The sequence below is a fragment of the Fibrobacter sp. UWB4 genome (assembly GCF_002210345.1).
In the GTDB taxonomy this organism is placed as follows: Bacteria; Fibrobacterota; Fibrobacteria; order Fibrobacterales; family Fibrobacteraceae; genus Fibrobacter.
The window spans coordinates 384808-407614 of record NZ_MWQI01000001.1 but is presented as its reverse complement, the minus strand read 5'-3'; the positions used below and the strand labels follow the sequence as shown (position 1 = coordinate 407614).

Genomic DNA, 22807 nt, shown 5'->3' with positions numbered 1-22807 from the left:
CACCTGGATTTGGCGATCCAGGCGGCTTCATTATTTTTTGAACAAAAGATGGAAGTATGAAAAAACTACTCAGCGCAATAACCTTACTAGCATTGCTTAGCATTGATCATGCTACAGCACAGCTTCCAAACATCGACAGGACATGCACCAACTGCGACCGTCGATATCTGGACTCCCTGAATGTCTATGACAGGCGCCCCATCCGCGTCAACCAGGCAGGCTTTAGGCCGCAGGACAATAAATACGCCTACGTTGCCGACACCAAGGAAACGACATTTAAGGTGATCGACGCTAATACGGGTAAGGAAGTTCCCGGTGGTGGAAACCTGGAGAAACTTGGAACATATCCCAAGCCATCCATTTGGGTTCGTGGCGCCTTCAAGTCGATCGGCGCTTCGCTCTACCAGTTCGGCGATACGACAACAACCGGAACGGAGACGCTTTACAAAGCTGACTTTACGCCGCTTTCGACAACAGGCGAGTACTTCCTTGTTGTAGGAAAGGACACCTCGGCCACTTTCCATGTTCATCCTTCAATCTATAACGCCATTCTTGAAAACGCGCTCAAGTTCTTTGGCGTCCAGCGCTGCGGCAATACAAATTCCCAGCTCCACGGCCCCTGCCACTTGAAAGACGGTTCCGAAATCGGTCACGACTTGACAGGCGGCTGGCATGACTGCGGAGACCATTTCAAGGTTTCAGAAACGCTGAGCTATGCAGCCTACGCTCTTGCAACGACATACCTCGTTTACAAGGACAAGGCTGAAGACCGCTACGGAAAATCCTACAATGACACAACCATTGTTGACGGCTATCCTGATATTCTTTACGAAGCAAAAATCGGTGCCGACTATATCTACAAGCTTTATTTAGCGTCTAAGGCAAACGGACTTATCGATCAAGGCGACATGTACCATTCCATCGCCGTCGGAGATCCTGACCACCAGTTCTGGGACGTTCCAGAAAAGCAAGATGCACAGCCGCAGTCCAAAGGCGGTCCTGACCGTCACGTCGCAAAGGGAATCGGAACGGCGTCCGGCATGTATGCCGCCGCTCTCGCCTATTTTGCTGTAGGTTGGAGCGTCTATGAACCAGAGTATGCAAAGAAGCTCCTGGATGCAGCCGAAGACATCTATAAAAAAGTGATGAGACCCGTATCGCCCTATAAAAAAGGCACCTACAAGACGACCGATGAACTTGGCGGATTCTATCCGGGTGGCTCTAGCGAAACGAACATGATCGACGACGCAGCTGCAGCAGCACTTGCTCTTTGGTATGCCACAAAAGATACCATGTACCAGTACGACCTGTACAAGAACATGGATATCAATGACAACAGCACAAACTACATGTACAACAACGAACCGAATGATGCAGGTCCATATTTTAAGGCCGGTTATCTCGGTCTCAGAAGCGGCTTTTATCCAGGCGGATGGATGACCGACTTTGAAAACGTCCATTCCTATGTACTGTTCTCTTTTGCAAAGCTCATCTTGAAGGATGCAGAAATTGCAAAGTCCTACGGCATCAACGAACTTGAACGCGATACACTCTTGCAGCGTACGACAAACGCACTCCGCCGCCTTACAGATGACGGCTCTGAAGGTTCCAAGAACATCTACACGAACCGTTTTGGAAGCGTAACAGCCGTTCCGCCTTACAACCTTGTATGGACATCCAGCGACTGGGGCTTTAACCGCTATAATCTTGGCGCCGCAAACGCCATTTTCATGCTCTCGGAAATTCTCCCTCCGGGTCCAGAAAAAGAAGCTTACAAGAACCTCGCTCTTGACAACATTTACTATAACCTTGGCGCAAACCCGTGGGATATTTCCTTCTTGATGGGTGCAGGCGACAAGAATCCGAACCACCCCCACAACCGCGCTGCAAACCCGGACGGCTACAACGCCGGTGGTATGCCGTACAAGTACAAATGTCCGAAGGGTGCCCTTATGGGTGGACGCGCTCCGGACAAGCCGCTACTTGAAGACTGGGAAGACTATACCGCTACAGAAACATGCATTGACTTCTCTGTCCAGCTTTTGATGCCTGCACAAAGCCTTGCAGAAACGCTCCCGCCAGACAACGAAGGGCCGCTCTTCAGCAATATCATGGGCATTCCAACATCGGATACCACCGCAATTATCACCTGGGAAACAAACGAAGTCGCCCTCGTCACGGTATTCTACGACATTACCACTAGCGCAACAAACGTAAAGTCCGTTCAGCAAAAGACAGCCTCTAAGGGCGGAAGCATAACGCTTACCGGCCTTACTCCGGGACAGACTTACTACTTCTTCCTCGAAGGAATCGATACCAAGCAAAACATCACCACCGATGACAACCATGGAAACTGGTACCAGTTCACCATGACAACAACAGAAACGAAAATATCTGGCGTCACGATTTGCCAAGTCGATCACCGCAGTGCAAAGATTTACTGGTGGAGTTCTAACCGCATGAACGGCATCGTAAAGTTCGGCAAGGCTAAAGGCCACTACACCGAAACAGCCACTGCAAAAGACGGCGCCGTGCTCTTCCATGAAGCTGAACTCACAAATCTCGAACCGGGAACGACCTATTACTTCAAAGTTTATTCCGGAACGGCTGAATCCGAAGAATACTCTTTTACGACGGATGCATACGCCACCTACGCCGACCTCGATATTTACGTCAAGCCAAGCGCATTCCAGGACGAAAACAAATGCAATACCACAAACGGCTGGCAGAACTGTAGTATTTTCTTTATTGAAATTGACAACAACGACACGACTGCCTTTGAAGACTTTGAACTTCGCTTTTATCTGGGCGCAAACGACAAGCTCGAAATACCGGTCAGCTACAACAGCATGAGCTATGACGGTACCGGCACATATTCAGGTTCTCCTCAAATAGACTTCGGCCCCAACACCGCCGATGCTACAGGCGCCTATTACATGCCCATCAAAGTCAACGGCAAGCTTGCCGTTTCCGGTAGAATTATTATCCATGTGAAATGGCTCAATGCAACATATAGTGCCTTCAATAACGGCTGGTCGCTTATAGCCCACAAGGGAGAAGACGCCCCAGAAGTATTTGACGGCATAGACCTAGAAATGGCACCGTATTTCAAAGGCCGCGAATCAGAACAACTAGAAATAAATGACCGCGGTGATACGGTCATAGCCTTTACACGCGACCCCTACATTCCAGTTTATTACCACGGCAAGCACATTTACGGCTACGGTCCCGACTACACCCCAGAAGACGGACCTCAGATTATCCGTAAGGTCGATATTTCGTTCTCAAGCCCGTTCGTCTCCCCGATCCATTCTGTCGAAAAGGTCGATGCAAAGACGTTATACGAGGCAACAAGTACCGTTAAGCCGACAGGTCTCCTTGACGCCGTAGAAATGAATGGCAACCCCTATCCGTTCAAAAAGGCCATCGAACAACGAGCCGATTCCATCCTTTTTGGCGTAGATACGACTCTCGCCTACGGCAACAACTATATGGAATGGGTCAGCTGGCACAACAGAAATGCAAACCAAAAGACCAAGAATCCTTACGACTGCGCATGCGCAATCGCCCGTACAAATGTCGAAATCGACAGCATTACCAAGCCTCTTGAAAAGCGCTATCTCGTGTTCGACAAGAGCAAAATTACGGGATACAAGGACAAGTTCGTCGAAGTGCAGATTTCACTCCTTGACAGCAATCTAGACGTTCTCAAGGACGAAAAGAACTTGAATGTTGAACTCGTCAGCGACGATGCCAATGTTCTCTTCTACACCGATCCGACGGCAACGATTCCGGTCAACACCGTTACACTTTACGATGGTGTTGCCACAATTTACGTAAGCTCACCTATTGCAGTGACAACAAAGATCTATGCAAAGCATCCCAATACAAAGGATTACTCTTACTCGCCAGCAATCGCAGAACTGGTCATCGAGGATTTGCCGCCATGGCCGATTATCGATGTCGCCAAGATTGTTGACTTGAACTGCGACAACATTCCTGATGCAATGGACATTACCCTTTCTTCGGAATATGGCGAAAACCAGAAGTTCATAAGCATTTCGTTTGTCTACGAAGGAACGTCATACACCACGAATAAGGTCAAATCGTTGAACGGCAAGTCTCTCGTTGTCGAATTCGACGATATCAAGGACATTGTTACGAACGCTACTGGAAAAATCACGCTTTCAAGCGACGTTCAGGGACAGGTAAAGACGGTCGAAGATTCCTATTATGACGGCATGCCGCCGGCACTGCTATCTGCAACGATTCTCGAACGCCTAGATACAGCAACTACAGACCACCTCTACTTGCAGTTCAGCGAACCGATTTCCGCTCCAGGCACAAGCTTCCCGCTCATTCTTTACGCCAAGGATGGCATAACCCAGGCTACAACGCCTACAGTCCTTTCGGCAAAGCTTTACAACGAATCGAAGAACATCTGGGACTTTGAAATCGCCTTCGACGCAGGAAACGGCTCCCTTATCACAGCAGGCATGTGGGGACAGCTCAACCCCGCAGGTACGATTACGGACTTGAACGGAAACGGAGTCGCAGGTCTCTGCACTCCAGAAAAGATCGAAATACTGCTCAAGGTCTTGCCGATTCCGATGACCTATGCGGTCATTACAGACAAGCACCAAAACGGTTACGCAAGCCATGTCGATGTGACATTTGCAAAGCCTCTCGATGCCACACACACGCCAGAGACTTTGGAAATAATCTTCGGTACGGCAAAGCCTGAAACGCTCACCGTCGAAAAGAGCAACTTCGTCCTTAACGGCGAAAATCTCTCTATCGACCTTGTAAAGCCATTCAATTTTGGCAATACCGCAGGTAATTACGAAGGAACAGTTCCTGGCGGAAAGAGCCTTGAACACGCAGGACTTGTCACGCAATACCTCGGTAAAGGCGCCGCTCTCGAAACAAATTCCGTACTCGCCGAAGACAAGGTGGGCCCGGTCTTTGTGACTGCAAAAATCAACCAGACATCGTCAGCAGACGTATTGACAATCACCGCAAGTGAACCGCTGGTTATTGCAGATACAGCTCAGCAATTCTTTAGACACAAGCGAGCCGAAAAGCAGTCCAACATAACCAAGGGCAGCTTCTCTACTTGGAACTTCGCTCAAAACAACACCATTCTCACATTCATTTACATGGATGACCTTTCTGGATCCGTCATGGAAGGTGACTTTGTAAGAATGGGTTCGATGATGACAAGCACATTCAAGGATGCAAACGGCAACTATCCAGAATTTGAAGTGCCCTGGGTTCTGGTCAACGGAAACGGCGTTCCGAGAATCAAGTTCGACGTGAAGCTCCGCGAAACAATCAACAACTTGAATTCGTTGAACCGTACCAAGGTAGAAGCCAATGAAGCTATGCGTTTCTATATCAAGAATGCGGCAACAGGCAAGTTTGACATGATCCAGAAGGAACAAGTAACACAAACGGGTATTGATTCTGCCGACATCGGTGGAGCCATATTCGATGTGACACTCACGGTTCCCCGTGGTACATCTATCGGCGACGAATGCGCTTGGGAAAATCTTCTTGTCAAGTTCAATATTCCGATATACTCGAACCTCGGTAACTATGTCAACCGATTCAAGCAGTCGTTCAATGTCAATCCGAAGCAGTACCTCAATTCAAACAACCAGGTGGTATTCGCAATCGAATGGGCAAACAAGGCTCCTTCCGGCATCCGCACTCATGAAGACAGAGCGGTCGGCACTGGCGCCTACATTTACAAGGCTGAAATTGAAGCGAAGTTCTCACCCAACACGAGCAACCCTGAAATCAAGAACAATCAGAAGCTTGTCCAGAACTTCTCGACAAAGACATCCTTTGAACAGAAAAAGACATTCGGTATCAAGAGAACAAAGTAAAATGGCTTAAGCCACTGGGAAAATATGCAAGAAAGTCTTTTTTCAAGCTCTCCTTACGTTATAGCGTTATCAGTTGTCGCGCTAATCATCGTATGCTATTTTCCCATAATGCTTGGGCAGAAGACGTCAGTCAAGCAGCTCCCGCGCCCCATACACCAGCTGGTGATCATCAGCATATTCTGGCAAGCGAGCAACTTGATTGGCGATATATTCTTTAGCGGCGAAAACTTTATTGCAGGAACTAAGCCCTTTACGGCAAGGCAACTCATATTCGGAGCCGCGGCACTTGGCTGGATTCAACTGGGAAATGCGGTACACCACACTGCAGAAGTAAGTCTCAAGGTAAAGCGGAAGAACGGCTGGAAACTCCTGAATATTTTCGGAGGTCTTGCCGTTATTGTTTCAACCTACATTTTCATTAGAGAACCAAACTTTATCCCGAACCTAAACATTTTTGGATATAGACCATTCGCCGAGAGGCCGATGTTCTATTATTTCAGTTTTCTATTCTGCATATTTGTCGTACCCAACATTGTTGTAACAGGTTATATCATTCTTCGCAATATAGTGCAATCTAGTGATACGACTCTCCCCCACCAGGTCAGTATCTACATGTTGATCAGCTTCATGTTTTTTATAATGCTGGCGACACTATTTGACTTTATAATTCCTATTTCTACAAATTTTACTGATTACGACCAAATACTGAAATGGACTCAGTTCATCTCGGTATTTTTAGCAATACTCTCAGGCCAATACTTCACTTCGGTTTCATTCAAGAACAAAAGCGCTTCGTGGTTTCTGGATAAATTAAAAGACAGAATGGTCGATGGACTTTTGTACTACAACTACAAAGGCGAAATCCAGCTTGCAAACCCGGCCGCATTAAGTATTCTGCGCACAACGCAAGAAGCTTTACACAATAAAAAAATGACCTCGATTTTCCCGCAGATTACCGATCCGTCAAAAGAATCGACCTACAATAAAATAAGAGTTAAAATCGACAACGAAGACCATATTTTCAATGTCTCGATTTTTGAAATTCGACAATCGCTGACAACCAACTACAATGTTGCATTCTTTAGCGATGTTTCGAACACCCTGCATTACCAACAAATTATAAAGATTCGCGACGAGCAGTTCAAGGAGTACCAGCTTGACCAGATCCGCTACCAGGAGCGCCTGAACATCTGGAAAAAGAAAGTCGATGAAAGCAAGTACTTCCTGGATACGCTTATCAGTACACTGCCGTTCCGCTTCTGGTCCAAGAACGAACAAGGCGTGTTCATGACACAGAACCAGACAGACATCAAAAGTCGCGGAAACATGCTACAGACATCCGAGCCAGACAATAAGATTCTGCCACAGGAACTCCTAGCCCGTAATGAAGGCGAACCGCAAAGTTTCATTTCTTACGAACGAATTAAGAAAACAATCAACGACAAAAACGAAGAAGAAGATGACATCGAGATTTTGAACCAGGACGACTACAACATGGCCGTCCGCAAAGGGATTGCTAAGGATATCATGATTTTCAACAACATGTTCATCCCAATCATGGCCCCTCGCAAACCGTACAAAATCATCGGCATCAAAATCGACATTACCAAGGAAATGCGCCTTGAAAAAGAGCGCGACATGTTGCAAGAACAAAAGCACATCCATTCAAGGCTCGAAGAACTGGGTACCATCTGCGGTGGCTTTGCGCACGACTACAACAACATCCTCGGATCACAAATTGGGTTCTGCGATCTCGCGCTCGAAGTCCTCGACAAGGACAACCAGGCTTACATGTTCATTCAGGAAGCGCGTAAGGCCGCCACCCGCGGCAAGGAATCTCTCGAAGAGCTTTTGAACACCATCCGCGGAAAGACTTCCGAAAAGGACAAGCTTACCGAATTTGCCCCATACATGATTATCGACGATGTGGTGAAGAAGCTCTGGATTACGCTCCCGCCAAACGTAAAGGTCAAGGCTGACAACCTAGACAAGAACATCCGCATTGTCGGAAACGTATCGGCACTCGACCGCATTATCAGCAACCTTGCAAACAACGCCATCTTCGCCATGAAGGAAAACGGCGGTACACTCACGATCGCACTCAAGCGCGAAGTGCTTTCGGAACCGCTCATTACGCCATATGCCCCGCAAATCGATGCGGGCACATACGCAAAAATTACCGTCGAGGATACAGGCACCGGTATGGATACGGCGACCCTCGAACGCATCTTTTCACCGTTCTTTACGACCAAAGCACCGGGCGAAGGACTCGGTTTGGGCTTGTCATCTGCATTAAGACTGCTAAAAGAAGGCAATGCAGGCTATACAGTTCAAACAACCTTGGGCGAAGGAACTATTTTTAATCTATATTGGTCTATAAGAAACGAGAAAATGGAGGCTTAATGTCTACAATACTCATCATTGACGATGACGCTCAGCTCAACCTCATGTTGAAGTCTGCTTTGGAATTGAAAGGTTACACTGTCGATACTGCTAGCAACGGTAAGAAAGCAAAGTCCCTTTATCAGAAGAATACCTACGATGTGATTATCACCGACATCATTATGCCGGAAGGTGATGGATTTGAAGTTGTCCTTGATCTTCGTCGCATGGGCATGAGCGACCGCACAATCGCCATTAGCGGTGGTGGCCGTACATCTGCAGAAGACTACCTTGCAACAGCGCAGCACTTCGATGTTGCCGCAATTTTCAGCAAGCCGCTGGATCTCCAGCTGCTTCGCAACAAAGTTGACGAGATTATCAAAGCACATTCGTAATAGCGCATAAATGATGAATATCCTGATCGCTGATTTTGATCGGAAATTTGTCGAGGAGCTACAGCGGAACTGGTCTATTGCCGGAACGAACCTCCTGGTCTGCTCCGACGAAAAAACTTTGATGCCGCTAATAAAAAAGACGTCGATAGACCTTGCGTTTATCGAGGTTCCTTTTTTAATGCTCGACAATATGGATTTGATCAGCTATTTGAAGGAACGCCAGCCTGGTGTCGAAATCTTTGTATTGTGCGATGACCGCAACTGGCAGGGAGCCGCTAGCGCCATAACGCGTGGAGCAAGCAGTTTCTTGAAAAAGCCGGTCACGCTTTCGCTCCTTGAGAGCACAGCAAGCAAGATCCAGGCTCAACAGCAAAACAAGTCCAACACGCAGCTCATGGAATCCCAAGTGTTGGACAGCCTTCTCGGCGACACGCCCGAGATGCGTAAGATTTTAAAGACAGTTTATAAGGTCGCACCGACCAACAGCACCTTGCTTATAACCGGCGAGTCTGGTTCGGGCAAGGAATTTTTGGCAAACGTCGTTCACCGCTACAGCAAGCGCGCGAACGAACCGTTTGTGCCAGTCAACTGCGGCGCCATCCCAGAGAACCTCGTAGAAAGCGAACTCTTCGGAAGCAAGAAGGGATCGTACACAGGTTCAACCGCAGATAAGAAAGGTCTGTTCGAATCCGCCAATGGCGGTACGCTGTTCCTCGATGAAGTTGGCGAACTCTCTCTCGCAACGCAGGTGAAACTTTTACGTTTTCTGCAAAGCCACGAGATCCGTCGCGTGGGCGAAACGGAAGCCCGCTACCTCGACATCCGCATTATCGCAGCAACAAACCGCGATTTGCAACAAGCGATGCACGAAGGGCGATTCCGCGAAGACCTCTACTACCGCCTGAACACGTTCCACTTGCAGCTTCCGCCGCTCCGCGACAGGAAGCCCGTCATCCCGAACTTAATTCGTTACTTTATCTTAAAGAACAAGGAAGCACAGGGCAAGGAAATTCATGACCTTGAACCGGCAGCTCTTTACGCTTTGACAAAGTACCCCTACCCCGGCAACATTCGCGAACTCGAAAACATCATGGAGCATGCGATCGTACTTTCGGAAGGTGGCGTCATCAAGCTCGAAGACTTGCCGGAATACGTGCAGGTGGAAGCCCGAGAAAAGACGGTTGCGATTCCGCATATCAAGGAAGCCGTGAGCCTTAAAGAAAGCGCTGGCGAGCCTGTTTTCGACAATGATGAAGAAGCGGAAGAGAACGAGAAATCGGCTGAGAACCCGCTCGGAAAGCCGATTCACTTTGAACCGATTTCGGGCAAGACGGATAGCGCAGGGTTTCTGACGCACAACCCGACAAAGTTCATCACGCATAATCCTGCGCCCGAAGAAGAAGAAATTCTTTCGCTCGACGAGATGGAACGCAGGCACATTCTGCATGCCTTAAGCATTTGCAAAGGCAACAAGACGGAAGTCTGCAAGAAGCTCGGTATTAGCCGCGCGACACTCTGGCGCAAGCTCAAAGAGCTTAAAATTGAAATGGACGGCGGCGAGGACTAGCGCAGTCAAGAATCGCGCAGTTTACACTTCTACGAGAGTCGCGACTAAGCAAGAATCTTTTGTAGAACCGCTACCGACAAAGTCTACGTCTTGGGATTTTTTCCAAGACGTTTTTGCGTTTGGATGCACGGACGAAACTGCCGCGAGAACATCACGGGCAAAAGCGGACAAGTTAAACTCACTGTAGTTGGAACTCACCATGAAAAATCCGCCGGGATTTAAAAGCGTCGCGCAGTCGGCAACGAGCGGCATCAGGTGTTCACGCACGTTAAAGTTAAAGCCCTTGAAACGCGCAAAGCTCGGCGGGTCAAGCACGATACCGTCAAAGCGGAGTCCCTTCTTTTGTGCCCAATGCACATACTCGATAGCATTACCGCGGAAGAACTCTCCTGGGCGCGAATCAAGGCCATTTAAGGCATAATTTTCACGGCCCTTGTCAAGAATCTTGCCGCTGATATCGGCGTTTGTAGCGACCGCAGCACCGCCTAGACGGGCGTGAACGGAGAAACTGCACGTATAGCTAAACAAGTTCAAGAAGCGAAGGCCGGTCGCGGGATTTTCGAGATTCACCGAGTCTGCGAGATTCGCCGTAGATGCGTTTGCTGTTTCGGGATTCGCCGAAGATGCGCCGGACATTTCACGGAAGCGTTCTTCGACTTCGAGGCGCACATGACGCATGTCGAGAAAAAGCCCCGGATTGATCGTATCGAGCAAGTCCACATGAAAATTGGCATTGCCCTCGCGAACGGTCCCCACGGCATCTTCGCGTGTGCCAACCACCACATCCATCGGAGCGTTTTCAAGCGAACGCCCAGAGCTTGAAAGACGTTCCTTTGTTACAACGCAAACAGGATTGAAAAGAGCCGACAAGGCTTCGACAATCTCAGTCTTGCTCGTCAAAAGCTCCGGTCCAAAAAACTGCATCTGATAACGGTCACCGAACTTGTCAATCGTGAGTCCCGGAAAACCGTCGGCAGCGCCATTCACAAAGCGCAAAGCATCCGTCACATCGAATAACGGAGCGCGCTTGGATAATGCAGACTTTAAAAGATCGGAGTATTTATAATTCATAAGAAACTGCAGCTATGAGGTATGAGCACGGTCGCCTCCGGCTCCCTCTGAGGTATAAGATTTAATTCAAAGATAGCTTTTTATTGCAGAAATAATATCGCTCATACCCCAAAGCGTAGCGAGCCCAAACCTCAAAGGCGCTCTGCGCCGCTCTACTTATCAAGAGTCTTGATTTGATCCACGAACTCGCCCACTTCCTTGAATTCACGGTAGATGGAAGCGAAACGAACGTAGGCTACAGCATCGAGCTTTTTGAGTTCCTGCATCACGAGGTTCCCGATCTGATCGTAGCTCACTTCAAAGCCTTCCGACATCTGCAACGAATTTTCCACGCGCGTTACCAGCTGTTCGATATCGTCCATGGAAACCGGGCGCTTTTTGCAGGAGTTCATAATGCCACGTTGCAATTTTTCGCGCTGGAAAGGCTCACGCTCGCCGCTGCGCTTGATGACAGTCAGCGGCTGGACTTCAATATATTCACGGGTCGTAAAGCGCCGGCCACAAGCGCAACATTCACGACGACGACGGATGGACGAGCCACTCACGCGGCTATCGACAACCTTGTCGTTATCATTCTTGCAAAACGGGCAAATCATGCACTGAATATAACACTTTTTAAAGGGAAAGTGCGCAAAATCACAATAAAATTACATTGTTTTAGTAGGATGTAGGACAAATGCATAGGTCGAGCGTCGCGGCCAAGCTTGCTTGGACATGACCGAGACCAGCATTTGGTACTTGAGCGTAGCGAGAGTACAAGTTAGAAGTAGTGCAAAAAAAACGGCACCGTCATCGGCACCGTTTTTAAATGTTTCAATTGCGTTCGCTAATTAAGCGTTAGCTTTCTTGAAGTCTTCGACGTTCTTGGCGTATTCAGCGAGGTATTCCTTAGCGGCTGCGGCAACAGCTTCCGGAACGTAGCCAAATTCCTTTTCGAGGACGCCAGCCGGAGCAGAAGCACCGAAGCGTTCGAGACCGGAGACCTTACCGAAGCCACCCACGACCTGTGCGAACAAGAGCGGAAGACCGCTGGACTTTGCAAACACCGGAGTCCACGGAGCGATGATGCTGTCGCGGTAGGATTTCGGCTGCTTGAGGAAGAGAGCCGGGCTAATCATGGAAACCACGCGAACGGACTTGCCTTCGTCGCGGAGGAGTTCAGCAGCCTGGTGTTCAAGGAGAACATCACTGCCGTTTGCAACCAAAGTAAGATCCGGCTTCTTGCCAGCAGCAGTGTTGTCGCTGACAATGTAAGCACCCTTGCGGCAAGCCTTGGCAGCTTCATAGCGGTTTTCACCCGGGAGCGTGTTCACGACCTGGCGAGTGAGGATAAGAGCCGTCGGGCTGTCGTTGTTTTCGAAAGCCATTTCCCATGCGGCGAGAGTTTCGTAAGCGTCAGCCGGGCGGAGAACGAGCATTTCGGCCTTGCCGCTAGCCTTCGTGAGGCTTTCGAGCAAGCGGATCTGCGTTTCGTGTTCAATCGGCTGGTGCGTCGGGCCGTCTTCACCCACGCGGAAGCTGTCGTGCGTAAACACGTACTTGACCGGGAGGCCCATGAGAGCTGCCATACGGATTGCCGGCTTCATGAAGTCACTGAAGACAAAGAACGTTGCGCAAATCGGATAGAGACCGCCGTGGAGAGCGATACCGTTTGCAATGGCGCCCATCGTGAGTTCTGCAACACCGACCTGGACAAAAGCACCCTTGAAGTCGTTAGCACGGAAGATGCCCGTCTTGTCGAGGAAAGCCTGCGTGTTGTCGGAGTTCGAAAGGTCAGCAGAACTGCAGATTATGTTGTGATAATTTTCGGCGAGGTAGCCAAGAACCGTACCGCTAGTGACGCGAGTGGCAACACCTTCCTTGATGTTGAGCTTGGAGAGGTCGATCTTGAGACCCTTGCCAGAAAGCCATTCATTGAGGGTAGCGGACTTTTCAGCGTTTTCCTTGTCCCAAGCGGCCTTGGCCTTCTTCCATTCGGCAACCTGCTTGCGGAGTTCGTTAGCGCGGGCTTCAAAGCCAGCCTTCACATCGTCAAAGACCTGGAACGGATCGTCCGGATTGCCACCGAGATTCTTGACTGTAGCAGAGGTAGAAGCACCTGCGGCATTGAGCGGCTGACCGTGCGTAGAGACAGCGCCTTCGTAGCTCTTGCCGTCTTCGGCGATAGCGCCCTTGGCCATCGTGGTGTGACCGTAGACGAGAACCGGCTTTTCAGTTTCTGCCCAAGCGGCCTTGAATGCCTTGCGGAGTTCTGCAATGTTGGAACCGTCGCATTCAATCACGCGGAAGCCCCAGGATTCGTACTGCTTCACGAAGTCGTGGTCCATCACGTCTTCGGTCTTGCAGCTGAGCTGGACCTGGTTTGCGTCGTAGAAGAAAATGAGGTTCGAAAGCTTGAGGTGACCTGCAATGCGGCCCACGCCGTATGCGATTTCTTCTTCGAGACCGCCGTCAGAAACGAGGCAGACGGTCTTGTGTTCGAGGATAGAGCCAAAGCGTTCGACCATGAAGCGTTCGGCAATAGCGCCACCGAGAGCAATGCCGTGACCGATACCGAGCGGACCCGAGGAGTTTTCAATGCCGAGAGCGACATCGACTTCCGGATGGCCCGGAGTGCGGCTGCCAAGCTGGCGGAAGTTCTTCAAGTCTTCGAGCGTGAGGCGGTTCGTAAGGACGAGTTCGGAATAGAGGAGCGGGCTCATGTGGCCCGGGTCCATGAAGAAGCGGTCGCGAGCCATCCAGTTGGCGTCGTCCGGATCATAGCGCAAGAACTCGGCAAACAAAAGCGTGATGGCGTCTGCGGCGCCCATGGCTCCACCCGGATGCCCGGACTTGGCCTTCTGCACCATCGCGGCAGAAAGGATACGGACGTTGTCAGCTGCTTTTGTAACTAATGAATCTTGCACGGTCTAACCCCTTTAGAGTTTTGTTTTTACGCGGCAAATTTAGTTTTTTCTTGCGAAACTCTCAAGGTATATTGTCAAATGAAAAGCCCAAAGCAATAAAAAGTTATATTTCAGCAACAACTTAAAATAAGCCCAAACGCCCCAAAAGAAGCAATTCCTGGAGCGATTTTTACGTGTTTTCGAGAAGGATTAAAATGAACTACAAAGACGCTATCTTGAGGCTCTTCAAGAACTTAGCTCACCCCGCCGGCATTTTCGGCACCCTCGTTGCCATAGCCATCCCGTTCCTTATTTACCTCGCCCCGAACATCAATCACAGGGAAACCATCCGACAACTGGACTTGAACCTCCCCCTGCCGCTTTTTGCGATACAGTTCGTCGCAGGCATCGTCCTGTTCTGCATGTTGAGCAAGGATTTCAGGGAATGGATCAAGGGAATCCTCCCCGCAAAGTCCATAAGCATCATGACGCTCGTGTTCGCCGTTACAGTTTCAATTTTCGCAGGCACACAAATAGAGGCCCGCCACCGTGTCCAGAGCGACGAAAGCGTATTCATGTCCGTTGCCCAGAACATGTACTACAATAACGAATCCGGCACCTGCAACCAGGGCGAATTCGAGAACGGCGCCCTAACATGCAAATCCACATCCAACAGTTTCAAGACGAAAGGCCTATCGTTCCTTTACCGCATCGGCATGCCGCTGTTCGGAAGCGACCTCCGCTGGATTTTCAAAGCTGAACTTTTGATGTTGCCGCTTGCGTTCCTGCTTATGTTCCTTGCGATTGTCGCCTGGACAAAGCAACCGCTCCTAGCGTTCCTGGCATCGCTCCTCATGGCACTCCAACCGACCGTGCTATTCCAGTTCCGATCGATGTCCGTTGAACCGCTCTACATTTTCCTCTCCGCGCTGTCGCTGCTTGTTTTCAAATGGGCTTACGACAGAAACACCGTCTGGCACTGGACGCTTCTCGCGCTCATCCTAGCCTTCTTTGCCCAGACCCGCCAAGAAACAATTTTCTGCATCTTTGCATTCATCTTTTTTGCACTCCCGAAACTTCTCGACCAGAAAGACGAAAAAGCTCCCGTTTTCTTCATGACGCTTTCGCTTTTCTCGGTGCCTGCACTCCTCACCATCAGCTACTTCCAGGGATTTGGATTCCAGGGAGGCGAGTTCAACGCCCACGGCCACTTCTTTGAAGACCTCACCAAGAACTGGGAAGTGATGACAAAGCCTCTCAAGAGCAACGGAGAACTTGAAAACCCGTTCCTCAGTTACTTCAACTACCTGTTTGCGATTGGCGGCATTTACCTCGTCTTCCGCGCCATTAACGATGCCAGAAAGAGCAGTTTCACATATCTCAAGATTCTCGGATTCTTGCTCCTGTACCATCTGCAAACATTTATGATTTTGGAAAACGTCTCCGGCGATTTCAGCATTGAAATCAACCAGCGCTATAGTCTCGTGATGTTGCCGTCCATGGCCTTTGTCGCCGCCCTCCCGATAACCCACATGGTCCAGTACTTTGCCACACCGAACGGAAGCAGAGACCAGAACGGCAAGGGAGCAGTTCTCGGCATTCTCATTGTCGCGTTGATCTTCAGCGGATGGACATACCACTACAAAAAGGACTTTAACAAAAACATCATGTACAACCGCAACCACTTGACCATTGAAGAATACGAAATTCTCGGATGGCTCAAGGAACAGCCTAAAGCCGACAGGTTCTTTATTTACGGTCGCCCATGGCATTTTGTGGGTTACGGCATGTCTTCCATCCATTATGACAACGCCCGCAAGATGTCCAACCACGAAATGAGCGAACTCATCGACAAGTACAAAGGCGAAGTCTATTACATCCGCGGACTGGACTGCTGGGATAGCCACACCTACCACAGGAAAGCCGTAGAACACCGCATCGCCACGACATGCGATATCTTTGAACGAGAAATGGATTTGACAGGCGTCAAGAACATCTTGATTACAAACAACTACTGGGTCCAAATCGCAAAGTTCAACGGTCGTAAAAACTACAACCCCGAAAAAATCATATCCACCAGCGAATTAGAAGTCGTCACGGACGATTCCACCAAGAGCAAGGCCGTTTCATTAAGAATAAACTACAACCTCAATGAAAAAGGAGCCGCAGCTGCCAACTGGTCCATGTCACTGACTGTGAATGACGAATCTGTTACTGCAACGCAATACAAATCTGGCGAATACAGCAAGGATATCGATATCGAAAAATTACAGCCTGGTTATAACCAAATCCGTTTTACCGTACAGGATGCAGCGACCAAAAGCAAGCTTGCCGACATTTCGAAATTTTTCTTTTATGATGTCAATGGCGTCATTGCGCTTTCTGATTACCCAATCAAGAGTCACACTCAGGAATGGGGAAAAATGCACAAGAACGAAAGCATCGAAGGAAACAAGTTTAACGTAAACGGACAGCGTTATGATTATGGCATCGGCGTCCACGCATCCTCTACAACGACTTTTGATATCGGGAAAAGTTTTTCGACGCTCAAATTTTCTACAGGACTTGACGATGAATCGCTATGCAGCGAAGGCGTTGCTGTAGAAGTTCTCGGTGACGGAAAGTCACTTGCAAAGACACCGTTCTTTAGGAACGGCGAATTGCACAAAGTCAAGGCCAATATCGCAGGCGTCCAAAACCTTACCATCAGGACATTCCCCAAAGAAGGCATCAACTGCAGCCACGTTGATATCATCAACCCGGTTCTTATACCATAGCGGCTTCGCCGCAGTTCCAAGTTTCAAGTTACTAGTTACTAGATGTAATTTATATAAAAATTCCCTAGTAACTAATAACTATTAACTAGTAACTATTTTTTAAATTGCTATAATTGCATTATGCTTTTATCCGTAATTATACCTGTTTTTAATGAAGAAGAGATCGTCGCCGAAACCTACCGCGTCTTGGAGGAAGAGCTTAAGGATATCGAACACGAACTCATTTTCGTAAACGACGGTTCCAAGGACCGCACCCGAGAAATCGTGGAAAGCCTCCTTCCTGGGAACCCGAACAACAAAATCATCAACTTTAGCCGTAACTTCGGCCACCAGGCTGCATTCAGCGCAGGTCTTGACCACGCCCAGGGCGCAGCCGTCGTCATCATCGACGGCGACTTGCAGGACCCGCCGAGCCTCATCCACGAGATGCTCGAAAAATGGCGCGAAGGCTACCAGGTCGTTTACGCCCAGCGCAACAAGCGCAAAGGCGAGACTCTCTTCAAGCGCTTTACGGCATTCTGCTTCTACCGCATCATCGGCAAGCTCACGAGCATCGACATTCCGCCTGATACAGGCGACTTCAGACTCATGGACCGCTGCGTGGTAGACCAGCTCAAGAACCTCCCAGAACGCAGCCGCTTCTTGCGCGGGCTCGTGTGCTGGGTCGGTTTCAAGAAGATCGGCGTCAAGTACGACCGCGCCGAACGCACCGCAGGCACTTCGAAGTATCCGCTCAAGAAGATGTTGCGCCTCGCGTTCGATGGCATCACGGGTTTCAGCTCGGCTCCGCTCAAGATCAGCTTCTACATGGGCTTCATCGCTACAATCGTTGGCTTTGCACTCCTCGTCTGGTCGATTCTCGAAAAGTTCCTCTCCCCTGCGACAACGGTTCCAGGCTGGGCATCGCTCATGACCGCCATCGTGTTCTTCGCAGGCGTACAGCTTTTGACCATCGGCATTCTCGGCGAATACATCGGCCGAATCTATGACGAAGTCAAGCAGCGCCCGCTGTACATCGAAGACAAGAAATAGTCAAAAGTGTTGTTAGTCATTGGTTATTAGTTATATTTGGCGCATATAGAGCCTAGTTAAAGCTAACGGCTATTGACTAACAACTATCGACCATTGACTAAAAAATGAAAAACAAGCTTTTCGTTATGAGTGCCGCCAGTGGCGCGGGCAAGACCACCCTCAAGGATCTTGTCATCAAGGATTTCCCGGACATCAAGTATTCCATCTCCGCAACAACGCGCAAGCCGCGCGAAGGTGAAATTGACGGCGTCCACTACTTCTTCAAGACTAAGGAAGAATTCGAGCAGATGATCAAGGACGACGCCTTGGTCGAATACAACCTAGTCCACGGCAACTACTACGGAACGCCCAAGAGCTTTGTCGAGAAGACTCTCGCCGAAGGAAACCGCGTGCTGTTTGACCTTGACGTTTTCGGCAAGGTGAACTTCGACAAGGTCTACCCTGACGCAACAGGCATCTTCATTTTGCCGCCAAGCGACGAAGAACTCGAGCGCCGCCTCCGTGGCCGTGGCACCGATAGCGAAGAAGTCATCCAGCTCCGTCTTGCAAACGCCAAGAAGGAAATCGAATTTGCAAAGACCAAAGGCAAGTACGAATACACTATCGTGAACGACGACTTGCAAAAGGCTGCTGACGAACTCCGCGCCATCTTGAGCCAGAAGTAAATTGGTTGCTGGTCATTGGTCATTAGTCATTGGCCATGATCCTACATCGAATTCGCATTTAATAAAATTCCCGCCCCATCGTTTACCGAGAGGCGGGAATTTTTGTGTGAGGTGTTATGTGTGAATTCTTACGACAATGGAATTTTCAAAGAAGCTCGGATCCGCACCCAAGCGCCACAGCTTAGAGTCGTACGCAAACATGTTCGGGCGCGCCTTGCGCAAAATCGCAGCCCCCGTTGCACGCAGATACCCCGCCTTGCTCTTGGAAACCAAGCCCTTGAGCTTTGCCCCCAAGTCATCTATGCTTACGCTAATCGCATTGTGGTCATGCGGGTTGTACGGTTCCGCCTGCACCTTGGTCGAGAGCGATTCAAAAAATTCCTGACTTTTGGCGCCAACCGCAGCATCATCAAAGAAACGAAATGCCGTCGCCGCCTTTACTACGGATTCATACTTTTCGATACCAGCAATCCAGGGGTGGTTCGTTGCGCCCACAAGCCCGATCGTAAAGTCAAAAAATTCCTTTTCGCGGAAATAGCGGATAAACATTTCTTCCGGCGATTCCTTTTCGGGATTCGGCTTGAGAGCGTCCTTTGCAGCCTCTAGGAGAATCGCAGAAACATCCGTTTCGCCCGTTGCAATCGGAACATTAGCCTTGTAAATCTGCGAAAAGTTAGAATCGCCACGGAAACCGCCATAAACATATGCAAACAAAGCTTCCGCCGCCACAGGCTTTATAAGGTGAAGCACAAGCGGTAAAAAGCTCGAAAATACAGTCACACGGCGGCGTAAAAGTTCGGCGACAAGCAAGCCATCACGTTCATCGACAGCAAGCAACAGTGCCCCCACATGCAGCAAGAACGAATACTGCCCGACATCCAGATTTTTGACATCGCTCGGCAAATAGACATTGATCGTCGCTTGCAGATCTTTGGGCAGGAACATGTACCAAGAAGGCGTGAAATAAGCACTCCCGTCAACGCACTGCATCTGCGAAAGTTCCTCATCTTTTGCTGATGCGCCATCAACAAAATCAAGAATTCCGGTCGCGCTTCGCGAGAACCCGTAAACCGTTATGTCCCGGGACGTTTCAATCTTCACGTAAAACATTTCATTTGCCATTGCAGGCCTCCTTTCTGAAGGTTACATGACAAATATACGTTTAAAGAATGTCATATTATGACATTCTCGACATTTACAAAAAATTTCTTATTTATGTACTTAATAAATAATCATTGCGATTCTTTTCAAAATTCAATATCTAACGTATGAACCAAAGAATCCAATCGATGAGTCAGCTGTCGGGCTCCATAATCCGAAATATGGCTATTGTCATACCCCATGATGTCCGTATAATCGTGGTCTCCCATTTTATTCTCATCCATTAGTATAAAATTAGAATAAACCTTGCTCAAATCTGATATTTCCTGGATAAGAGCAGGCGCTTCACTCCGGCGAAGCCCCGTATAACCATAAGCCCCCGTGTTCTTGTATTTTGGATCTTGCGGGAACAAAACGCCGATAACAAAAATATCATTCTCTTTGCAAATTTGTAAAAGGCGCTCTAAAAGTCCAAAATTCATCCTGTATATATCTGATTTTTTATCCATCCAACAAGAATCTTCTCGAACCCGAATATACGTTGTCGCCCAGGATGAGCCAAATAAGGAATAATAACCCAAATCCTCTCGCATCTTTCGTTCCAATACAGAATCGGCACTAGGGCTTTCATACGTAGCCTGATAAAGTCCTTCGGGGTACCCGTCTTTCCAGAAATTGTGGTTTTCGTCATAAACGTAGCCTAGATAAGATTTATAGGTCTTGTAGAAGATATTTTCGGAGTCCTGCCCTGTAAGGTACCCACGATCAATGTCGATGGAGGTAATAATGAGCTTAATATTTTTCATATGGGGCAATATGTAATTTTCAAATAGGTACAAATTTCCATAGATAGTGGCAGCAGGAACCGCCATATTGACGGCCTTCATTTTTTCATCAAATAATTTTGGATTGACTCCGTGATAAGCTCTAGAGGATCCAAGAATGACAGTTTTAGCAGAGTCCTTGTAATGCCATAAAAGTTCCATTTTGTAACGGAAAATAGCGGCACGAGGGCATGCTCCTGAATTGTTGTAATACATTCCAGCACTATCTAAATCTAGTACTGAACTACCAACTTGAGAACCACCAGAATCATTGCCAAATATTTTTGCTTTGCGTTTCACCCATAAAGTCGGATGCCAAAGTTCTTCGCCTTCAGCCAATTCAACGATACTTTCGTCATCAAGACTTGCAAGGACTATTTTTGAGTGCGCTCCATTTACATTGGCTAGTGTTGCTACGATGTTAGAATTTTCACTACCACTCACCCATTCGCTATGATCAAAGGTGTAGCCCGATGCAGCCTTAATACTCTTTATTAATTTACCCATACTGTCAGCGACAAGCAAACGTTGGTGTGTGGAATAATTTTCGTTAGCAAACTTTCTACCAGTATTTCCACCAAAATCCAGGAACGCAACGCGTTTGCTACCATCGTGAGCTAGAGAAACATTACAAGCCTGTTCACCATTATACCAAACCGTATCGGTAGCTTCATCTAAGACCGTAGAGCTAGATTTAGCAATGCGAGCGCGCAACAGACGAGCCCCACTCACAGCAAGTGAATAGTCTTCGCTGATACCACCATGGTATGCCCCATCAAAAAGCTTTTCTGGAACGCCGAATTTGCCATCTGCAAATTTGACCTGCCAAGTAGAAGATTTTTTAAAAGAAGCTTCATCCTTGTTATCGCCCGCATCTGTAACATAGACAATGACAGTATCTCCGTTTTCAAGGATGCGCCATCGGGGAATAGCGGCACTAGCAACATCCAGTTTTACAAGGTTCGTCCCTTTTTCATTCAAATCGCGCACATAAAGACGCGAGTCACCACCGAGACCTTCAAACTTGGTACAAAACGCCACTTTTTTTCCATCGGGTGAAATATCAGGATGATAAACATCTATAGAATCGCTAATTTCCGTTACAGTCAAAATAGCGTCCTTATAATTTATGTAAGCCAAGTTTCCGTTAACGTCATTGCGGAACGCAAGTATCATATCGTTGGTTCCCGTGTAATGTTTCAATACCGAAGCACTTGCAATCGGAGAAACAATACTTGATTGAACATTTCCACTAGCGCTTAACCATGTCGGCTCTGGAATCGCACCCCAAGCAAGTCTAAAACCGATATGTTTTGCCATAGAGGAAGAAACAACCGTATAGTCATCCCCACGAGAAACGACATTCATATTGGATGCATAATCCGAATAATAGCCACCTTTCAAGATGCGTTCACCGATATTGCCATCGCCAGCATTTCCCACAAAATTCACAATAGTAGTGTCAAGTAATTTGCCAGCCCAGTCATTGACCCATTCCTTTACGTTTCCTGCCAAATCACAGAAACCAAGCGAATCTTTTTCTACAGTACAGACATGGTGTGCTTTAAAATCTGAATTATCGGCATTCCAACTATTACGCGAAGGATCCCACCCACGAGAGGCTACATACACCCATTCTGATTCTGTGGGCAAACGATAGGCTTTTACTTCTGGATGGAAAGCAAAGCCATCTAAATTTGTACAATGTCCATCACCATCAAAAACAGCCTTGCTGTATGTATAAGCGGTATCGTAATTTTCCAACTTGCTCTTTGCATTTGCAAACAAAACGGCATCGTAGTAGGTCACATTGGACAAAGGATATCGGTCATCTTCACATTCGGTAAAATCTTTGAGATTTCCACTTTTTGCTGTATTCCGATAATCATCGCAAGTCACTTCATGAACATCCATATAAAAATCATAATCCAACAAGACGTTCATTGCAGGACGTTCATTCACTCTATACCGAGAATCATTACTACCTAAAGTAACCGTCCCTCCATGAACAAGAATCATCCCTTCCATTTTTTTTGAAGAACCATTGGATGCTCCATCTACAAAACTAGGGGAACTGTCACTACAATCCACCAAAAAAACAAAAAACAAAAAAGCTAAATAAGCCTTTTTCATAAGCCCCTCTTGATAACTTTGGACACCTTTAATATACCATATTTTTCAGGACTCATCAAAGAACGTCTTTCAAGAACGTGAAAT

12 protein-coding genes are annotated in these 22807 nt (G+C 48.2%); 7 read left to right on the top strand and 5 right to left on the bottom strand.

Annotated elements, in window-relative coordinates:
- Nucleotides 1–56 precede the first annotated feature (56 nt).
- The 4 genes from B7990_RS01720 to B7990_RS01705 all read left to right on the top strand — a co-directional run bounded on the left by B7990_RS01720 (nt 57) and on the right by B7990_RS01705 (nt 10235).
- Nucleotides 57–5891, top strand: a complete 5835-nt coding sequence (locus B7990_RS01720; RefSeq protein ID WP_088639332.1) for a glycoside hydrolase family 9 protein — start codon at nt 57–59, stop codon at nt 5889–5891.
- A gap of 108 nt (nt 5892–5999) precedes the next feature.
- Entirely contained in the window at nt 6000–8294 is a 2295-nt protein-coding gene (locus B7990_RS01715; protein WP_173465468.1) for an ATP-binding protein, read from the top strand.
- Nucleotides 8294–8668: a response regulator gene (locus tag B7990_RS01710; protein WP_088639330.1), complete on the top strand. Its 375-nt coding sequence runs from the start codon at nt 8294–8296 to the stop codon at nt 8666–8668. The genes B7990_RS01715 and B7990_RS01710 overlap by 1 nt, the downstream gene beginning before the upstream one ends.
- Before the next feature lie 10 nt (nt 8669–8678).
- Nucleotides 8679–10235: a sigma-54 dependent transcriptional regulator gene (locus B7990_RS01705; RefSeq protein ID WP_088639329.1), complete on the top strand. Its 1557-nt coding sequence runs from the start codon at nt 8679–8681 to the stop codon at nt 10233–10235.
- 21 nt (nt 10236–10256) lie between these two features.
- Here B7990_RS01705 and B7990_RS01700 read toward each other — a convergent pair whose 3' ends face one another.
- From B7990_RS01700 to B7990_RS01690, 3 genes are all read right to left on the bottom strand, one after another.
- On the bottom strand, nt 10257–11306 hold the full coding sequence (locus tag B7990_RS01700) for a class I SAM-dependent rRNA methyltransferase (protein WP_088639328.1): 1050 nt from the start codon (nt 11304–11306) through the stop codon (nt 10257–10259).
- A 152-nt stretch (nt 11307–11458) separates the two neighbouring features.
- Nucleotides 11459–11902, bottom strand: coding sequence for a transcriptional regulator NrdR (gene nrdR / locus B7990_RS01695; protein WP_012820241.1), 444 nt, complete (start codon nt 11900–11902; stop codon nt 11459–11461).
- Nucleotides 11903–12136: 234 nt separating this feature from the next.
- Nucleotides 12137–14212: a transketolase gene (locus tag B7990_RS01690; RefSeq protein ID WP_088639327.1), complete on the bottom strand. Its 2076-nt coding sequence runs from the start codon at nt 14210–14212 to the stop codon at nt 12137–12139.
- Nucleotides 14213–14406: 194 nt separating this feature from the next.
- Between B7990_RS01690 and B7990_RS01685 the strand changes: the two genes are divergently transcribed.
- The 3 genes from B7990_RS01685 (at nt 14407) to gmk (ending at nt 18665) form a co-directional block, all read left to right on the top strand.
- Nucleotides 14407–16968: an NPCBM/NEW2 domain-containing protein gene (locus B7990_RS01685; protein WP_088639326.1), complete on the top strand. Its 2562-nt coding sequence runs from the start codon at nt 14407–14409 to the stop codon at nt 16966–16968.
- A gap of 120 nt (nt 16969–17088) precedes the next feature.
- On the top strand, nt 17089–18000 hold the full coding sequence (locus tag B7990_RS01680) for a glycosyltransferase family 2 protein (RefSeq protein ID WP_088639325.1): 912 nt from the start codon (nt 17089–17091) through the stop codon (nt 17998–18000).
- 104 nt (nt 18001–18104) lie between these two features.
- Nucleotides 18105–18665, top strand: coding sequence for a guanylate kinase (gene gmk / locus B7990_RS01675; protein ID WP_012820245.1), 561 nt, complete (start codon nt 18105–18107; stop codon nt 18663–18665).
- A gap of 114 nt (nt 18666–18779) precedes the next feature.
- On the opposite strand, the gene B7990_RS01670 is transcribed toward gmk, so the two are convergent.
- Entirely contained in the window at nt 18780–19787 is a 1008-nt protein-coding gene (locus B7990_RS01670; protein ID WP_088639324.1) for a hypothetical protein, read from the bottom strand.
- 125 nt (nt 19788–19912) lie between these two features.
- On the bottom strand, nt 19913–22723 hold the full coding sequence (locus B7990_RS01665; protein WP_088639323.1) for a TIGR02171 family protein: 2811 nt from the start codon (nt 22721–22723) through the stop codon (nt 19913–19915).
- Nucleotides 22724–22807: the final 84 nt, after the last annotated feature.

Excerpts from the sequence above, each read along its gene's own strand:
- nrdR (WP_012820241.1), bottom strand. The coding sequence starts at position 11,902 with ATGATTTGCCCGTTTTGCAAGAATGATAACGACAAGGTTGTCGATAGC.
- B7990_RS01720 (WP_088639332.1), top strand. The coding sequence starts at position 57 with ATGAAAAAACTACTCAGCGCAATAACCTTACTAGCATTGCTTAGCATT.
- gmk (WP_012820245.1), top strand. The coding sequence starts at position 18,105 with ATGAAAAACAAGCTTTTCGTTATGAGTGCCGCCAGTGGCGCGGGCAAG.
- B7990_RS01705 (WP_088639329.1), top strand. The coding sequence starts at position 8,679 with ATGATGAATATCCTGATCGCTGATTTTGATCGGAAATTTGTCGAGGAG.
- B7990_RS01700 (WP_088639328.1), bottom strand. The coding sequence starts at position 11,306 with ATGAATTATAAATACTCCGATCTTTTAAAGTCTGCATTATCCAAGCGC.
- B7990_RS01710 (WP_088639330.1), top strand. The coding sequence starts at position 8,294 with ATGTCTACAATACTCATCATTGACGATGACGCTCAGCTCAACCTCATG.
- B7990_RS01685 (WP_088639326.1), top strand. The coding sequence starts at position 14,407 with ATGAACTACAAAGACGCTATCTTGAGGCTCTTCAAGAACTTAGCTCAC.
- B7990_RS01680 (WP_088639325.1), top strand. The coding sequence starts at position 17,089 with ATGCTTTTATCCGTAATTATACCTGTTTTTAATGAAGAAGAGATCGTC.
- B7990_RS01715 (WP_173465468.1), top strand. The coding sequence starts at position 6,000 with ATGCTTGGGCAGAAGACGTCAGTCAAGCAGCTCCCGCGCCCCATACAC.
- B7990_RS01670 (WP_088639324.1), bottom strand. The coding sequence starts at position 19,787 with ATGGCAAATGAAATGTTTTACGTGAAGATTGAAACGTCCCGGGACATA.
- B7990_RS01665 (WP_088639323.1), bottom strand. The coding sequence starts at position 22,723 with ATGAAAAAGGCTTATTTAGCTTTTTTGTTTTTTGTTTTTTTGGTGGAT.